The organism is Pantoea sp. AS-PWVM4, assembly GCF_000468095.1.
Classification (GTDB): Bacteria; Pseudomonadota; Gammaproteobacteria; order Enterobacterales; family Enterobacteriaceae; genus Pantoea; species Pantoea phytobeneficialis.
The window spans coordinates 119474-135909 of the sequence record NZ_ASZC01000020.1 but is presented as its reverse complement, the minus strand read 5'-3'; the positions used below and the strand labels follow the sequence as shown (position 1 = coordinate 135909).

The window sequence follows — 16436 nt, the reverse complement described above, 5'->3', positions numbered from 1 at the left end:
TCATGCAGGTTACTCGCCAGTTGGCTCATTTCATTGCGCCCCTCAATGGCGATGGTTTGCGTGAGGTCACCCTGCGCGATGTGCTGAATATGACGAATGTTGCTGTTAAGCGGGTTGATCAGCACCTTACGCAGACCAAACCAGCACAGCACAATCACTGCCACCACCACCGCCATCACAATGCCAAGCAGCCACATCATGCGCGTATAGGCAGAGATATTGGCTTCTACACCGGCTTCCGTCAGGCGATCCTGATCGGCACGCCACTGCGTGTAATCCTTCAGGAAGGCGCTCTGGGTAGGTGCCACCGGCAGCTTACCGGCTTTTTCAATATCGTTGGCCTGCAACGCATCCTGCATCTGACTCAATGCACTGGCGTAAGCGCTAAACGTCTCATCCAGATGTTTATTGAGCTGTGCATCCTGCCCTGGGGTATCCGGGGTGTTCTTGAACAGCTGATAGTTTGCTGTCGCGTTATCCTGAAAGCCTTTGCTTTGGTCATACAGCGAGGTCAAATCGGCGGTTTCGCCCGACAGTTTGCTGTTAGCAACACGTAACATAATGCGTGTCAGCAGCACCCGACTCTGGTTGAGGCTCATATAAGCATCATTGATTGCAGCGATGTTTTTGCTCGCCAGCTGCGCGACGTTAAAACTGGTTTTGTCATCACTCAGTGCTTTAAAAAACAGCGACCCTGAAGCCAACTGCAAAAAGCCAAAGATCAACAGCACCAGCAATAAACTGGTGACAACACGGATTTTCGTAAACATACATTGCCCTGAAAAGTGAAAAAAATGCAGTGAAGTTATCGGCGTGGCAGGGATGAAATTGAGATCAGATGGTGAAGAAAATGCAAAAATAATGTTGATTTATAAGGAATTATTTATACAGGAAATGATAACGGGCCGGGCGAGCCGACCCGTTAATTAGTCAGGTCTTATGCGCTGCGCAGGGTGTCGACCAGCGCCATCTCTTCGCTGCTCAGCAGCTTCTCGATATCCACCAGAATCAGCATGCGCTCACCCAACGCGCCGAGGCCCGTCAGATACTCAGTCGACATGGTCACGGCGAATTCCGGTGCCGGACGGATTTGATCCTGCGTCAGGGACAGCACATCAGAAACACCGTCCACCACGATACCCACCACGCGATGCTCAAGATTCAGCACAATCACCACGGTGTTCTCGTTGTAATCCACATCTGGCTGCGAAAACTTCACGCGCAGATCGATAATCGGCACAATCACGCCGCGCAGGTTGGTCACGCCTTTGATAAATTCCGGCGTGTTAGCGATACGCGTTACCTGATCGTAGCCACGAATTTCCTGCACTTTCAGGATATCGATACCGTACTCTTCATCTCCCAGCGTGAAGACTAAGAACTCCTGGCCCACGGTTTCGCCAGCGATTTTCGTCACGGTTGCCATTCCAGTCATTGTATTTACCTTTTCGTTATCGATTACGCTGCGGCACCGGCCACACGTTTTTCACGGTTCAGCGATTGCAGGGCTGAGACATCCACAATCAACGCCACGCTGCCATCGCCAAGGATGGTGGCGGCGGAGATGCCCGGCACTTTGCGGTAGTTGCTTTCGAGGTTTTTCACCACCACCTGATGCTGACCAATCAGCTGATCAACCAACAGGGCATAGCGACGGCCTGCGCTTTGTAGGATCACCACAATCCCCTGCGTAGCATCGGTCTTGGCGTGCTGCACATCGAACACATTCCACAGTTCCACCAGCGGCAGATACTCACCACGCACTTCCAGCACGCGTTCGCCACCGGCCAGAGGTTTCAGTTCTTCGGCACGCGGTTGCAGCGATTCCATCACCGCGTTGAGTGGCAGGATAAACACTTCATCGGCAACACGTACTGACATCCCATCCAGAATAGCCAGCGTCAACGGCAGCAGAATGCGGATGGTGGTGCCTTTGCCCTGCTTCGAGGCGATTTCGACGTGACCGCCCATTTCCTGAATATTTCGCTTCACCACATCCATGCCAACACCACGGCCCGACACGTCGGTTACCTGTTCAGCGGTGGAGAAGCCAGGTGCGAAGATCAACATGCCGACTTCTTCGTCGCTCATGCTTTCACTGACCGGCAGGCCAGAGGACATCGCTTTCGCCAGAATACGTTCACGGTTGAGGCCCGCACCGTCATCGACCACTTCGATACAGATGTTGCCGCCCTGATGTTCCGCAGACAGCGTCAAATTACCGACACCGCTTTTCCCGGCGGCCAGACGTTTTTCCGGGGATTCAATACCGTGGTCGAGGCTGTTACGCACCAGGTGAGTTAACGGATCGATAATGCGTTCGATCAGGCTCTTATCCAGTTCGGTCGAGCTGCCGAGCAGCGTCAGTTCTACCTCTTTACCCAGCTTGCTGGCAAGGTCGCGCACCAGGCGCGGGAAGCGGCTGAAGACATACTCCATCGGCATCATACGGATCGACATCACCGATTCCTGGAGGTCGCGCGCATTGCGTTCCAACTGCCCCATGCTGTTTAGCAGATCACCGTGTGCCACCGGGTCCAGTTCGCCGGAACGCTGTGCCAGCATCGACTGGGTAATCACCAGTTCACCCACCAGGTTGATCAACTGATCAACTTTCTCTACCGCAACACGGATACTGCTGGATTCGCTGGCTTTGGCCGGTGCGGCTGCGCGTTTGGTTTCGCGCTTCGCCGGAGTAATATCGGTTACGGTGGCAGTGGGTGCCGGTTCAGCCGCAACCACTGGCGCAGGTGCCGGAGCGGCTTCAGGCGCAGCGGCACCTTCCGGGAAGCGAATCTGTGCTTCTTCAATCACAAAGCACAGCACCGCGACGATGTCATCTTTACCCACGCCGTCGATAGTGGCTTCCAGTGTGTTGGCACCTTTTACCACGTCACTTAACGTACCGAGATTGCCCAGTTCTTCCAGCAACAAATCGGGTTCTTTTTCTTTCAGGTCAACCAGTTGCAGACGCAGTCCCGCAGCGCCGGTGGCCGGTGCCGCAGGCACCTCGTTTAACACCACGGCAGCAGCGGCCGGTGCGGCTGGCGCTACTCCTTTGGCTTCCAGCGCCAGCTGACGCAGGGCTTCGCAGATGTAGTTAAAGCTTTCTGCGTTCGGTTCCTGCGCGGTTTTATAGGCATCGAGCTGTTCCTGCATAATATCTTTGGTTTCCAAAAACAGGTTGATGATGTCGGTGCTGAGCGCCATTTCGCCACGACGCGCACCATCCAGAATGTTTTCCAGGATGTGAGTGGTTTCCTGTAAAACGGTAAAGCCGAACGTACCGGCTCCGCCCTTAATCGAGTGGGCAGCGCGGAAGATAGCATTCAACTGTTCGGAATCTGGCTCCTGGGGATCCAGTCCCAACAGGTGTTGCTCCATGTCCGCTAACAGCTCATCGGCCTCATCAAAAAACGTCTGGTAAAAATCGCTGATGTCCATGCTCACGGGATCACCTCGGCTGTGAGGAGTGGTCAGTAGTCACCGCACTTGCACCCGGATTGGCCGGAGCAGCTGGCGTCGTCGAAGCAGCCGGCGCTGCCGGTGTCGTTGAAGCCGCTGGTGCTGTCGGCGCAGCCGGAACTGCGGGCGCGGTAATATCGGGAATTATCTGTGCCGGGTCGCTAACCTGGACGGCATCGCTCTCGGCGTTCTCTTTTTCAATTGCTGCTTCAGTGTCATGGTTCAACACCAGCAGGCTAATGCGGCGGTTAACAGCATCATCACCCCCGCGGTTTTTCAGTTTCATGGTGTCAGCCATACCGACGATGCGCAGCATTTTGCCGGCATCAAGCCCCCCCATCACCAACTCGCGACGTGAGGCGTTGGCACGGTCTGCCGATAGTTCCCAGTTGCTGTAACCACGATCGCCATTGGCATACTGGAAGTCATCGGTGTGCCCCGCCAGGCTGATTTTGTTGGGGATAGCATTCAACAACGGCGCAATGGCACGCAGGATATCGCGCATATAAGGCTCAACCTCGGCGCTGCCGGTTTTAAACATCGGTCGGTTCTGGCTATCGATGATCTGGATACGCAACCCCTCTTCCACCATATTGATGATCAAATGGGGGCGCAGCGCTTTCAGACGCGGATCGGCTTCAATCAGCTGATCGAGTTTTTCACGCAGACGGTTCAGACGGATATCATCCAGCTGACGTTTCTGTGCATCCATATCGACCGCTTTCTTGACCTCACCCTGCTTTTTGGTCGGATCATCACCGCCACCAGGAATGGGGCTGTCGCTGTCGCTGCTGCGCTGTCCACCGGTTAACGCCACTTTCAACGGTGTTCTGAAGTATTCCGCAATCTGTATCAGCTGCTGCGGGTTCGCGATCGAGAGCAACCACATCACCATAAAGAACGCCATCATCGCCGTCATAAAGTCGGCATAGGCGATCTTCCATGAGCCATGACCTCCTTCATGCCTTTTATGTTTGCGCCGTTTGATCAGCACAATGGGGCGATTGCCATGCTTCATGAGGCTTCATCCGAGGTCTGTTTAGCCGGGTTTTTCGCGTTGCGTACGTGTTCTTCCAACTCCTGGAACGACGGACGTTCTGTGGAGTACAGGGTTTTACGTCCAAACTCCACCGCAATCTGCGGGGCGTAACCGTTGAGACTGGAGAGCAAAGTCACTTTAATGCACTGCATCATCTTGGTGGATTCAGCGCATTTCTGACGTAACACTGAGGCCAGCGGCGAAATAAAGCCGTAAGCCAGCAGAATGCCAAGGAAGGTCCCCACCATCGCATGTGCCACCAACGCACCCAGTTCTGCTGCCGGACGGTCCGCCGATGCCAGTGCGTGCACCACGCCCATTACCGCTGCCACGATACCAAAGGCGGGTAAGCCGTCACCGACCGCGGATAAACTTTGCGCTGGCACTTCACACTCGTGCTCATAGGTCTCAATTTCTTCGTCCATCAACGCTTCGATCTCGAAGGCGTTCATATTTCCGCTCACCATCAAACGCAAATAATCGGTAATAAAATCCACTAACTGTTTATCGGCCAGAATACGCGGATAGTTAGCAAAAATTTCACTCTGACTGGGATCTTCAATATCGCGCTCGAGAGATAACATCCCCTGCTGACGGGATTTCGCCATCAGGCGATACAGCAGAGCCATTAAATCCATGTATACGGCTTTGTTATATTTCGAGCCGCGCATTAACAAGGGAAATGCTTTTAAGGTCTTTTTAATTGCCTTGCCATTGTTACCGACCAAAAAAGCACCAACGGCAGCGCCGCCAATTATCAGCAACTCCGATGGCTGATAAAGCGCGCCCAGATGGCCGCCAACCAACAAGTAGCCGCCTAACACGGACCCGAGGACCACGATATAACCCAGAATAATCAGCACAAAAAAATCCTTACGTCCGTAACGTGTTGGTGGAAGTTAAGCCAGAGAGCCGCAGGTGTTATTCACAAACGTAGCGCAAAAAAAAAGCAGCGGATTAACCGCTGCTGGATGGCTTCCACGATGCGAACAAACTTAAACGGCGTGTTTAACCTGTTCATCCAGCAGTTGTGGAAAGGTATCGGCAGAATCTGCAGAAAGTTTACGTCTTTTTACCGCGCGTGATGGCGGCTGGCACAGGCTGCACACAAAGCTGCCTGCTGGCTGATGTGCGTGGTTAATAAAGCTACCGTTGCAGCATTTACAATCGGAGAGTTCCAGCATGCCACTTTCCACAAATCGTACCAGCGTCCAGGCGCGCGTCAGCGCCAGCAGCGGGCCATCATCAGATTGTGGACACTGCTCAAGATAGAGACGGTACGCTTTGATTACCGCTTCCACACCGTTGCTCAACCCGGTTTTTAACAGGAACTGCCAGGCATTACAGAACATGGAAGCGTGGATATTTTGTTCCCAGGTCATGAACCAGTCAGTGGAGAATGGCAACATCCCTTTTGGCGGTGGGCTACCACGCAGTTCTTTGTACAGCTTAATCAGGCGACCGCGGCTCAGCTGCGTTTCACTTTCCAGCATTTGCAGTCGCGCGCCCAGCGTAATCAACTCCATGGCGAGTTGAATGTCGCGCGCTTCCTGAACAATACTTTTTTCGCTCATTATACCGCCCTCTTTTTCGTGCCAACGTCGTCTTTGGACGCGTTACGCAGTAAACGGCTGGATAATAAAATACCGGTGTGGATTTGTTGTAAATCATCCACGCGCGATTCTTGTGTCAGGCGATTAATAATGTTGTGGTCAGTGAAGCGGAACTGGCAAACCAGTTGATTGGTTTCCGCTAATTTTACCATCTCAGGTAGAGTTAATTGTGACAATGCATCGGCCATCGACTCATCGATACCCAAACGAAACATTGCTGAAGCTTTTTCCTGGTTAATTAAACGCTGAGCAAGTAACAAATATGACAAGTTGATGTCATAGATATGTTTTAGTAATTCTGATGTACCCATTTTTTCCATCCTGATAGACGCGACATATATACGGCCACAGAAAGAATATCTCTATGGTTCGGGTTGCTGGTTGGTAAATCTAAAGATGGCAAAAATATTCAGGCATAGCCAAACGTGTACTGAACTGTTTCACTTCCCACCGGGACACTGCTCAGTAGTAGTCATAACTCCAGGCCAATCTTTTCTTGAGTTGTAACCATCTTCCGTGACGTCTGCTTACAGTTTTTTAAGACTATTCTGAAAACAAGGCAAATCTATATCGTCTGATTTCGACATACAACGTGATAAGGGTGAAATTTTAGATAAAGTGTGATCTACGTCACACTTTTAAGGCAAATTTTTTCTCCAACCCTTCAGATTTGCTTTTCTGTTGCTCATTTTTTAATCAAAAATGCATTATTTCGCTAATATTTCCCTGTCGTTTCGCTTACAAATCGCTATCTGGCATATCAACAGCCTGAAGCGATCTTTTATCTGTCACGTTGCGATTAGGTCGCGCCAATACACCACCTTTAAAAGAACAAGTAGCATAATATGCTAAATTAAGTCGAAATTATTCGCTTTCAAATTAATCACTTACAGGGAATATTGCGCAAAGTCATAAACGGCGTGCCGCAAGCGTTATGTGAATAGTCTGCGCGGAGCGCCAACGTAGCGTTAACGGTTCGTAGGGAGTGTTTAGTGAACGACAGTGGATGTAACAATGCGTTACATTAGGGATATGAATGAATCGCTGCGCTTAGGCATTGATGTACCGAAACTATCGGCAGCGGGATGAAGATCTTTAGGATTGCATCGAGAAAAAAAGCGTTTTAACACTTGATTGTTGCTTTTTTGAGCGAAAATAACGGAATTGCCTGATATATCGTATATTCGCGGCTTAACGAAAAAGCGTCGATTACGGGGCGTAATAATGAGTGAGGAAAGCGAATGTAAACGCTGCCAGCGTAGCGGTGCGATTTATGGTGTAGGTCTGTGCGCCTGTTGCCCTCACCCCAGCCCTCTCCCGCAAGACGGGAGAGGGTGTAGTGTGGAATCAGGCCAGTTTCGGAAAGGTTGCGACTTTCTGCGCGGTACCGTGATCTGCGCTGCGTTCCGGCAGGGTGTTTAAATCCGCCAGGAAACGCTCACGCCAGTGTGAGATATCGTGTTGTCGCAATACCGCCATCATGTCGTTATAACGCGATATACGCTCAGTACGTGGCATGGTCAGCGCCCGGTCCAGCGCGGCGGCGACTTCATCGCGGTCATAAGGGTTGACGATTAAGGCTGACGTCAGCTCGTTAGCCGCGCCGGCAAAGCGCGACAGAATCAGTACACCAGGGTCATCCGGGTCCTGCGCCGCCACGTACTCCTTCGCCACCAGATTCATGCCATCACGTAACGGCGTGATCAGCCCTACGTCCGTCAGGCGGAAAATCTTCATTAACAGGCGGCGATCAAAATGCTGGTTGAGGTAATAAAGCGGCGTCCAGCCCAGCGTGCCATATTTCCCGTTGATACGTCCGGCTTCGGTTTCCAGCTGATGACGAATGTCCTGATAAGCCTGCACCTCACCGCGTGAGGTTGGCGCGATCTGCGAATAACGGATGTTGCCGCGATGCTGTGGGTAATGCTCCAGCAACGCTTCATAGGCCAGAAAACGCTCTGGCAGGCCCTTGGAGTAATCCAGTCGCTCACAGGCGATGATGTTCTGCACATCCCCCAGTTCCCGCTTCATCGCCGCCATTTTCGGTGGCAACGGCCCCTCAGCCATCTCTTTAATGCTGTCAGGCTCGATACCTATCGGGTAGACCTCGGTCATAAACGTATTGCCGAACGCCCGATGTTTCTTCTCACCTTTATTCTGTAGCTGCGTCAACTGGCTCAGGCTATCGAGAAAGGCCACGCGATCGGATTCTGTCTGGAAACCCAACAAGTCGTAGTCGCACAGCATCTCCAGCAGCGCCTGATGGGGTGGCAGCGCATTGAAGATTTCCGGCGTCGGGAACGGGATATGCAGAAAGAATCCGATACGGTTGTTAATACCCTGTTTGCGCAACTCGGCGGCAAAGGGCAGCAAATGATAATCGTGAATCCATAAAATATCGTCTGCACGTAACAGCGGTTTCAGGCGATCCGCCAACAGGGTATTGACGCGGCAATAGCCCTCCCAGGCTTCGCGCTGAAACTGCACCAGATCGAGGCGATAATGGAAAGCTGGCCAGATAACGGTGTTGGAGAACTGGCAGTAGTAAAGATCATAATCATTCTGATTCAGCGGCATCGCAGCATAGGTGATGCCGTCAACCTCGCTGACACTCACCTCATCCTCTTCTTCACCGGAAATCTCGCTGATCTCGCCGTTCCAGCCAAACCATAATCCTCCGGTGGTTTTCAGCGCATCCAGTAAACCCACGGCGAGGCCGCCTGCACTGGCTTTGGTCCCATCAGGAATGGCAATACGGTTAGATACGACTACTAAGCGACTCATAACCTTGACTCCTTACCGACGTTGTCATGCTTTGATTGTAATAGTAATTGTTCCAGCCAGCTCCAGACCGCATCCACACTGCTGAGGCGGTAGCGCGCATAGCTGGAACCTTCTCCGACCTTGACTGAGATACCGCCCAGGGCGTTAACCGCCAGGAAGCCTTGTTCATCTGTCAGGTCGTCTCCCACAAATACCGGAATGCGTCCGGCAAAAGGCGCTTCTCGCATAAATTCACGGATCGCCGCGCCTTTATCGATGCCCTGCGGTTTCAGTTCCACCACGCATTTTCCCGGTTGCAGCGCCAGCCCCGGAAAACGGGCGACAGCATCCTGCGCCAGCTTGATAACCGCCTGTTCATATGCCATCGCCCGGCGATAATGCAGCGCAAACGCCATCCCTTTGGCTTCCAGCTGGGTGCCGGGCCATTGATCCAGCGTTTCCTGCAATTCCCGTTGCAGCGTTTGCGCAACATCGGCGGGTAGCGAGTGGCGATGTATACGGCCACTGGCATCACGGCGTTCAGCCCCGTGTACGCCTGCCGCTGAGGCTTCCAGCGGCGCAACCAGTTCATCCAGTTGCGCAATCGGCCGACCAGACACCAGCGCCAGAGCGCCGTGATTAAGATTGGAGAGTTGTTGCAGATGCTGGCGCACCGATGCGGGTATCGCCACCATCTCGGGCTGCGGTTGAATCGTCGCCAGCGTGCCATCAACATCAAAAAAGAAGGCAAAAAGCCCGCCGCTCAACGACGGTAGGGTGCTGATCTCATGTACCGCTGGGGTCACGTCACTCCTCCTGTACGAATGGCTGATAGCAATATCGATGTTCGGAGGCGGGTTGCGTGCAGGATAAGAAACGTATAACGGGGAGGGTTGGCCGACTGGATGGTATTTCGATGGGTAACGCTCCACAAATAAACAAGTTTATAGTCAACACCGTAACCAGACTGCGAACATCAATGCGGTTAAGTGTAGACGCGAATAAGGATTTTGCCAGTCAGCGTGGCCGGATAATGGCAATGGCAAATAACCTCGCGCAATATTTGCTTGCATTTGCCCGGAATAAATACATCGAAAAAACAAATACTCAAGAAAACGCGCCCCCACTACGCGGCTTTCTTCTACTCCGCTTTTGTCGGCAACGCTACATTGATGGGCTGTGCTTAATTTCTATGGATTGACGTCAATATCATGAAGAAAACAACGTTCGGTTTTGCTTTAGTCGCCGTAAGCCTGACTCCCTTGTGCGCCGCTGCCGCGCCCTTTCTTTGCTCCCCCGCTGATTTCGGTGGCAAGGGCGATGGCGTAACGCTGAATACCAGGGCCATTCAACAAGCGATTGATCTGTGTGCGCAAAAAGGCGGAGGTAAAGTCACACTGGGGTCAGGGGTGTGGCTTTCAGGTCCGATCGCGTTAAAAAGCAACGTGAGATTAGTGATTCCCGACGGCGTTACCCTGGAAGCCACCCCCGATACTCGCCAGTTCGTGGATGCCTTTCTTGGCAGGCCCACACAGCCGAATGAGGCATTCATCCTCGCCAATGGTGTCAGTCATGTGGCGATTGAGGGTGGCGGGACCATTGATGGCAACGGTGCGCAAGCCTGGTGGCCAGCCGCGATCGATTTGCGCAATACCGTCAGGTCCGGCCATCCGGAGGCTTTTACAGCAAAATATAAAGGGATACCTCTGGCAAATGGCATGCCCAGGCCCTGGCTGGTGGAAATGAATAATGTGTCATCCTCAGAGATTCATCATATCCGGCTAACCAACTCCCCCATGTGGAACCTGGTACTCAGAAATAGCCATCAGCTGAATATTGATCAACTGACCGTCGATAACCCCATCACCTCACCGAATACCGATGGTATCGATATCGTTTCTTCTACAGACATCCTGATAAAACACGCCGACATCAGTACCGGTGATGATCATATCGCCATCAAATCAGGTATCACCGTGGGCAGCGGAGGAAAATCTGAAAATATCACTGTTCAGGATTCCGTGATGAGACAAGGACATGGGATATCACTGGGTAGCGAGACGATCAACGGTATCGGCAACGTGGTGGTTTCACATGTGAGATTTATCGGCGCCGAAAATGGGCTGCGCGTGAAATCAGGTCGCGATCGCGGCAACAAGATTGGGCCATTCCTGGTTGACCATGTGACGATGACAAATGTTGCCACACCGCTGCTGGTTACCGACAGTTACTCCGGTCAGGCCGGTGCGGCAGGTCATTCACTGGTTGCCCCTATCACGCCAGCGCCGGTGACGGCCACCACGCCTTTTATCTCAGGTATCACCGTCAATCATCTGGCGGCAACCGGTGCCAAATACGCCATGATATTGAGCGGATTGCCGGAAGCCCCGATCACCGATGTCAATCTGCACCATATTGCCATCACCGCTGAATACGGGGTGCAGGCCAGATACGTCACCGCAAGGCTGGATCATGTGTCTGTTAGCGCAAATAAAGGAAAAACGCTGGCTGAGGGACCGGCGGTGACATTACACGAGGAAAACTCACCAATTAATTGATATTAATGGGTTTTACAAAATAATGGTGGGATAACGTATTGCGATCTCAGAATTGACTGACAATAATACTGTATATACGTACAGTTTTATCATTGAGAATTCGCCATGAAAGTTCATCCCTTCTCTCCTCTCTTGATGCGTCCGATGCCCGGTGCACCGCCGCATCAATTGCCACTCTTTCTTGAGCGAGTCCACTGCGGTTTCCCCTCCCCGGCGGCAGATTACGTCGAGCGCAGGCTGGATCTGAACAAGCATCTGGTCGCCCATCCCAACGCCACCTATTTTGTCCGGGTGGAAGGGGATTCCATGCGCGACGCGAATATCAGTGAAGGGGATTTACTGGTGGTCGACAGTGCGCTGGATGCGAAACATGGCGATATTGTGGTGGCGGCCATTAACGGCGAGTTTACGGTTAAACGGTTACAACAGTTTCCGCGTGTGCAACTGCTCGCCATGAACCCACGCTACGCGCCGATTACCCCGGCAGAAGATGAACAACTGGAGATCTTTGGCGTGGTGACTTTTATTATTTATGCGGCACGTTGAGTGAAAACGCCCGGCTTATATCGCCGGGCGTTTTCAGGCTTACGCTTTGTCTGGCAAGGCGTAAGCAATCAGATAATCACCGACATCCGGCGAGTGCGCCGCACCGCCTGCCGAGATCACGATGTACTCTTTACCGGTTTTCGCTGACTGATAAATCAACGGTGACGCAGTCGCTCCCACCGGCAGACGCGCTTTCCACACTTCCTTACCGGTTTTGCTGTCCAGCGCACGCAGGTAATTATCCTGGCTACCGGCAAAGAACACTAAACCGCTTTTGGTGGTGGTCGGGCCGCCCAACGTTGGCATACCTACCGGCATCGGCAGATGGGTTTTTACCCCCAGAGGGCCGGTGTCTTCCACCGTGCCCATTGGCACCTGCCAGACGATTTTCTTACTGTGCAGATCGATGGCGGTCATGGTGCCAAACGGCGGATGCTGACACGGCACTTGCAGGAAGGATGCGAAGTTATCCATCCGCACGCCAACGTAAGGCCCGCTGATCTGAGGACGGATAGTACCGGCCCATTGCGGAACTTCGTTCAGGGAGATTTTCTGTCCCTTCGCTTCTTCCTTACTCTTCAGCGCCATCAGCATACCCAGACGGATATCATTGACGTAAAGAATGCCGGAAGTTTCATCAATAGACACCCCACCCCAGTTCATGCCCCCCATAGTCGCCGGGAACTCCAGGTAGGTTTTCTCGCTGTTCGGCTGGAAGATGCCGGAATAGAGCGCCGATTTGAACAGAATGCGGCAGTAGAGCTGGTCAAACATGCTGACGCCCCACATCTTCTTCTCGTTCAGTTGCTCCAGACCGATAGTTGGCATATCCACTGAGAACGGCTGAGTCGGCGACAGATGTTCTTCCTGCGCTGCCGGAGAAGTCGGTACCGGTTTCTCTTCGACTTTACTCACCGGCTTACCGGTGCGGCGATCCAGGACGAAGATTTCACCCATTTTGCTGGTCTGAATCAGCGCAGGCACCACTTCGCCCTGCTCATTCTTCATGTTGTACATCACCGGCTGCGACGGTAAGTCGTAGTCCCAGATATCGTGATGGACGGTCTGGAAGACCCATCTGGTTTTGCCGGTATTCACATCCAGCGCAATCACTGACGAACCGTATTTCTCTTTCGCCGCATTACGGTTACCGCCCCAGTAATCTGGTGGGCCGTTACCGGTGGAGACATACACCAGGCCGAGATCTTTATCGTAAGTCGGGATGGCCCAGACGTTCGGGGTGCTGAGGGTATAATGTGCATCACCCTGCTTCGCCCCTTCGACGTTGCCAACATCCCACGCCCACGCCAGCGAACCGTCACGCACATCATACGCACGCAGCACACCGGAGGGTTCATCTTCGGTGATATCACGTACCCAGGAACCGAATACTGTCAGATGGCCCATAATCACCGGCACGCTGGTCGGGTGATAACGACGGCTGTCGGCAGTATCGCCCATCCCCTGTTGCAGGTTTACCATGCCATTCTGGCCGAAGTTCGGGCACAGCTCGCCGGTATGCGCGTCCAGCGCAATCAAACGGGCATCAACGGTGGAAACAATAATGCGCTGACGGCAGGCCGTATCGGTATACGCCGCTTTCTGCTCGGCACTGAGGGTTTCATCGCTGTCGTAGTCGTAATACCCGACGCTGCGGCAGGTAACGTGTTCATAGGTGCGCGCATGTGGATCGAATTTCCAGATTGGCTTGCCAGTATCGGCATCCACTGCGGCAATCAGGTTTTCCGGCGTACAGGTATAAAGCACGGAACCAATTTGAATCGGCGTGTTTTCATCAACCCCCGTCGCATTGCCTGTCAGACGGCGACCGGTGTGATAAGTCCAGGCCACCTGCAAATCTTTAACGTTATCCGCGTTGACCTGATCGAGCGGCACAAAGCGCGTGCCGCTGGCGTTGCGGCTGATATAGCGCCAGTCCTGACCCGCTTTGGAAGCATCGCTATCCGTTGGTTGCAACGGCTCGGCAGAGACGGCTTCCGGGTTATAGAGGGTGTTATGCGGGAAGAAGCCACCAATAAAGGTGGCGATTAATGCCACAAACACCACCAGGCTAAGCCCGCCAGAGAGACGACGCTGCGACGACAGCACACCTTTATCGGTGGCGGTCACCAGCAAACTCAGCAGAAATAACAGCGCGGGTACCACCAGGCGCGGCAGCAAATCCCAATAGATCAGGCCGCCAACTTCCACCAGCGACCAGATAATCGTCAGTGCAAAGATCAGGCAGGAAAAAATGAAACCCGCCGCTGGTTTTTTAAAATAGAGCACCACCAGCACGATATAGGCGATACCGGCAATCAGATAATATGCCGATCCACCCAGTGAAATAAGTTTTCCGCCGCCAATAATAATAGCGATGGCGGTCGCCAGCGTGAGCAACGCAAAAATGATGCTCAGGACAAATGACAAGCCTGAACGCCGTCCAGACCCTTGTTCCTTAATATCCATACACTCCCCGATAATTTAAAATGGTGACATGTTAGTTAAAATCGTAAGGACTGTATGTTTGTGTTAATTAGATGTCAATAAATGTAAATCCACATCTTTTCAGTCACTACTTAAAAACAAACCAATAACATTTACATCAATAACAATCATAATGCGCCCCAGCTAATTAACTACCGTCATTAATTATCAGCGCAGAAACGCCACCATCCCGTTTATTAATGGTTTAGGAATGAATACCCTGACATTTTACAGGTTAAAATATTTGTGCTTACTGGTTATTCGCAGACGGGGATAATTTCACGAGGTCATTAAATCAGGTGGGATGCGGCGGTAAATAACCGCACTTTTTATTCTTTTCGTAACGGCGCGATAAATCGCACAATCCCGTGCGCGTTGCAGGAAAAACCCGCGCGATAAATCGCGCCGTTACGTTATGCGTTAACCTGCCATCTCGCGTTTAAACACCGCGAGTGTATGGGCTTTCACCCGGACAAACTCCGGGTGACTCATCATCTCAGCAGTGCGCGGGCGCGGCAGGACAAAGGGCACAATCTCGGCCACGCGCGTAGGCCGCCGCGTCAGCAACAAGATTTCATCCGCCAGAAACACCGCATCCTCCAGATCATGTGAGACGATCAGCATGGTGACGCCGGTCGCCAGTTGGACCTGCTGCAATTTATCGCGGATAAACAGCGTCATCTCAAAATCGAGCGCTGAGAACGGCTCATCAAGAAACATCACTTCAGGCTGCGTCGCCAGCGCGCGCATGATACACACCGTTTGCTGTTGCCCACCGGAGAGTTCATACGGATAACGTTGCAGATCGAAGCGAATATCAAACATTGCCGCCAATTCAGCCACACGTTGTTTGACCGCCGCCGCCTTCATGCCCTGGCGTTTTAACGGATAGGCAATGTTGTGCCAGGCGGTTAACCAGGGAAAAAGCGCATCGCGGTAATTCTGGAACACATAACCGATCTTCGTCTCCGCCAACGTTTTGCCGTCGAACAGGATTTGCCCGCGATCGATCGGAATCAATCCGGCAATCATGTTCATCAGCGTCGATTTGCCACAGCCATTAGGCCCGAATATCGAGACGATCTTGCCTTTGGGTAAATCGAGGTTGAGATCCTGATACAGCGGCTGCCCGGCAAAGCTTTTATCCAGCCCGCGAATGGTGACATGGGTATTGGGTTGCGGATAATCGGGTTTTTTCATGCTTTGCCACTCCAGTGCACACAGCGTTTTTCAATCAGCAGAAAACCCAGATTCAGCAGATAGCCAAAAGCACCGGTGATCAGAATCGAGGCGTACATATCTTTAATGTTGAACAGCTGCTGCGCATCAATGATGCGGTGCCCCAACCCGGTTTCAGAACCAATAAACATTTCGGCGACGATGACGATCACCAGCGCCATCGAGACGCCGGTACGCAAACCGACAAAGGTCTGCGGCAGGCTTTCCATCAGCATGATGTCCTTAAACACATGCCAGCGTGAAACCCCCATCACCTGCGCCGCCATAATGCGGGTCTTCTTCGCGTTCATCACGCCGTAGGCGCTGTTAAACAGGATCACCAGCACCGCCGCGAAGGCGGCAATGGCGATTTTGTTGGTATCGGTAATACCGAAAATCAGCATAAACAAGGGGATCAGTGCGGATGATGGCGTTGAGCGAAAAAAATCCACCAAAAATTCGACGCTGCGATACAGACGTTCGCTACTGCCGAGCATCACCCCCAATGGCACACCGATAACCGCCGCCACCACAAAGGCCATCAGCGTACGGTAGAGCGTATCGCCGATATCCTGATTCATGCTGCCATCCGCCAGCGCACTAAACAGATAGCCGAGGGTTTCCCCCGGCGATGGCAGCAACACCGGGTTGAGCCATTTGGCGCTGACTGCCGTCTGCCACAGCAGAAAAAGCAGCAGCGGCCCGATCAGCGGCAGCAGCCTGCGTCGCCAGATTCGCATCATGGCA

Annotated in this window: 14 protein-coding genes; 2 read left to right on the top strand and 12 right to left on the bottom strand. The window is 52.7% G+C overall.

All coding sequences use genetic code 11. The features are described from left to right. From L579_RS18565 to otsB, 9 genes are all read right to left on the bottom strand, one after another. A partial coding sequence (locus tag L579_RS18565) for a Tar ligand binding domain-containing protein (RefSeq protein WP_036627441.1) occupies positions 1–770 on the bottom strand: 770 nt, incomplete at its 3' end. A gap of 167 nt (positions 771–937) precedes the next feature. Then, the gene (cheW, locus tag L579_RS18560) at positions 938–1435 is read right to left on the bottom strand and encodes a chemotaxis protein CheW (RefSeq protein WP_036627437.1); all 498 of its coding nucleotides are present in this window, start codon (positions 1433–1435) and stop codon (positions 938–940) included. Positions 1436–1458: 23 nt separating this feature from the next. Further along, the gene (gene cheA / locus L579_RS18555; protein WP_021185716.1) at positions 1459–3444 is read right to left on the bottom strand and encodes a chemotaxis protein CheA; all 1986 of its coding nucleotides are present in this window, start codon (positions 3442–3444) and stop codon (positions 1459–1461) included. Positions 3445–3454: 10 nt separating this feature from the next. After that, positions 3455–4483, bottom strand: coding sequence for a flagellar motor protein MotB (gene motB / locus L579_RS18550; RefSeq protein ID WP_021185715.1), 1029 nt, complete (start codon positions 4481–4483; stop codon positions 3455–3457). Then, the gene (gene motA / locus L579_RS18545; protein WP_013508778.1) at positions 4480–5367 is read right to left on the bottom strand and encodes a flagellar motor stator protein MotA; all 888 of its coding nucleotides are present in this window, start codon (positions 5365–5367) and stop codon (positions 4480–4482) included. Before motA ends, motB begins: the two co-directional genes overlap by 4 nt. Positions 5368–5499: 132 nt before the next feature. Further along, a complete protein-coding gene (flhC, locus tag L579_RS18540; RefSeq protein ID WP_013508777.1) occupies positions 5500–6078 on the bottom strand; it encodes a flagellar transcriptional regulator FlhC in 579 nt (192 codons plus the stop codon). After that, on the bottom strand, positions 6078–6428 hold the full coding sequence (flhD, locus tag L579_RS18535; protein WP_013508776.1) for a flagellar transcriptional regulator FlhD: 351 nt from the start codon (positions 6426–6428) through the stop codon (positions 6078–6080). The genes flhC and flhD overlap by 1 nt, the downstream gene beginning before the upstream one ends. 1036 nt (positions 6429–7464) lie before the next feature. Continuing rightward, the gene (otsA, locus tag L579_RS18530; protein ID WP_021185714.1) at positions 7465–8901 is read right to left on the bottom strand and encodes an alpha,alpha-trehalose-phosphate synthase; all 1437 of its coding nucleotides are present in this window, start codon (positions 8899–8901) and stop codon (positions 7465–7467) included. Beyond that, positions 8898–9686, bottom strand: coding sequence for a trehalose-phosphatase (gene otsB / locus L579_RS18525; RefSeq protein ID WP_021185713.1), 789 nt, complete (start codon positions 9684–9686; stop codon positions 8898–8900). Before otsB ends, otsA begins: the two co-directional genes overlap by 4 nt. Before the next feature lie 405 nt (positions 9687–10091). Here otsB and L579_RS18515 point away from each other — a divergent pair, with 405 nt between their 5' ends. Further along, positions 10092–11438 carry a glycoside hydrolase family 28 protein gene (locus tag L579_RS18515; RefSeq protein WP_036627431.1) on the top strand — a complete coding sequence of 449 codons (1347 nt, stop codon included), beginning with the start codon at positions 10092–10094 and terminating at the stop codon, positions 11436–11438. 135 nt (positions 11439–11573) lie between these two features. Then, positions 11574–11984 carry a translesion error-prone DNA polymerase V autoproteolytic subunit gene (gene umuD, locus L579_RS18510; RefSeq protein WP_036627429.1) on the top strand — a complete coding sequence of 137 codons (411 nt, stop codon included), beginning with the start codon at positions 11574–11576 and terminating at the stop codon, positions 11982–11984. 39 nt (positions 11985–12023) lie between these two features. Here umuD and L579_RS18505 read toward each other — a convergent pair whose 3' ends face one another. The 3 genes from L579_RS18505 to L579_RS18495 all read right to left on the bottom strand — a co-directional run bounded on the left by L579_RS18505 (position 12024) and on the right by L579_RS18495 (position 16432). Beyond that, positions 12024–14453 carry a membrane-bound PQQ-dependent dehydrogenase, glucose/quinate/shikimate family gene (locus tag L579_RS18505; RefSeq protein ID WP_021185709.1) on the bottom strand — a complete coding sequence of 810 codons (2430 nt, stop codon included), beginning with the start codon at positions 14451–14453 and terminating at the stop codon, positions 12024–12026. A 438-nt stretch (positions 14454–14891) separates the two neighbouring features. Further along, positions 14892–15671: an ABC transporter ATP-binding protein gene (locus tag L579_RS18500; RefSeq protein ID WP_021185708.1), complete on the bottom strand. Its 780-nt coding sequence runs from the start codon at positions 15669–15671 to the stop codon at positions 14892–14894. Next, entirely contained in the window at positions 15668–16432 is a 765-nt protein-coding gene (locus tag L579_RS18495; protein ID WP_021185707.1) for an ABC transporter permease, read from the bottom strand. The genes L579_RS18500 and L579_RS18495 overlap by 4 nt, the downstream gene beginning before the upstream one ends. Positions 16433–16436 lie beyond the last annotated feature (4 nt).

Excerpts from the sequence above, each read along its gene's own strand:
- cheW (WP_036627437.1), bottom strand. The coding sequence starts at position 1,435 with ATGACTGGAATGGCAACCGTGACGAAAATCGCTGGCGAAACCGTGGGC.
- cheA (WP_021185716.1), bottom strand. The coding sequence starts at position 3,444 with ATGGACATCAGCGATTTTTACCAGACGTTTTTTGATGAGGCCGATGAG.
- motB (WP_021185715.1), bottom strand. The coding sequence starts at position 4,483 with ATGAAGCATGGCAATCGCCCCATTGTGCTGATCAAACGGCGCAAACAT.
- flhC (WP_013508777.1), bottom strand. The coding sequence starts at position 6,078 with ATGAGCGAAAAAAGTATTGTTCAGGAAGCGCGCGACATTCAACTCGCC.
- flhD (WP_013508776.1), bottom strand. The coding sequence starts at position 6,428 with ATGGGTACATCAGAATTACTAAAACATATCTATGACATCAACTTGTCA.
- otsA (WP_021185714.1), bottom strand. The coding sequence starts at position 8,901 with ATGAGTCGCTTAGTAGTCGTATCTAACCGTATTGCCATTCCTGATGGG.
- L579_RS18515 (WP_036627431.1), top strand. The coding sequence starts at position 10,092 with ATGAAGAAAACAACGTTCGGTTTTGCTTTAGTCGCCGTAAGCCTGACT.
- umuD (WP_036627429.1), top strand. The coding sequence starts at position 11,574 with ATGCGTCCGATGCCCGGTGCACCGCCGCATCAATTGCCACTCTTTCTT.
- L579_RS18505 (WP_021185709.1), bottom strand. The coding sequence starts at position 14,453 with ATGGATATTAAGGAACAAGGGTCTGGACGGCGTTCAGGCTTGTCATTT.
- L579_RS18500 (WP_021185708.1), bottom strand. The coding sequence starts at position 15,671 with ATGAAAAAACCCGATTATCCGCAACCCAATACCCATGTCACCATTCGC.
- L579_RS18495 (WP_021185707.1), bottom strand. The coding sequence starts at position 16,432 with ATGATGCGAATCTGGCGACGCAGGCTGCTGCCGCTGATCGGGCCGCTG.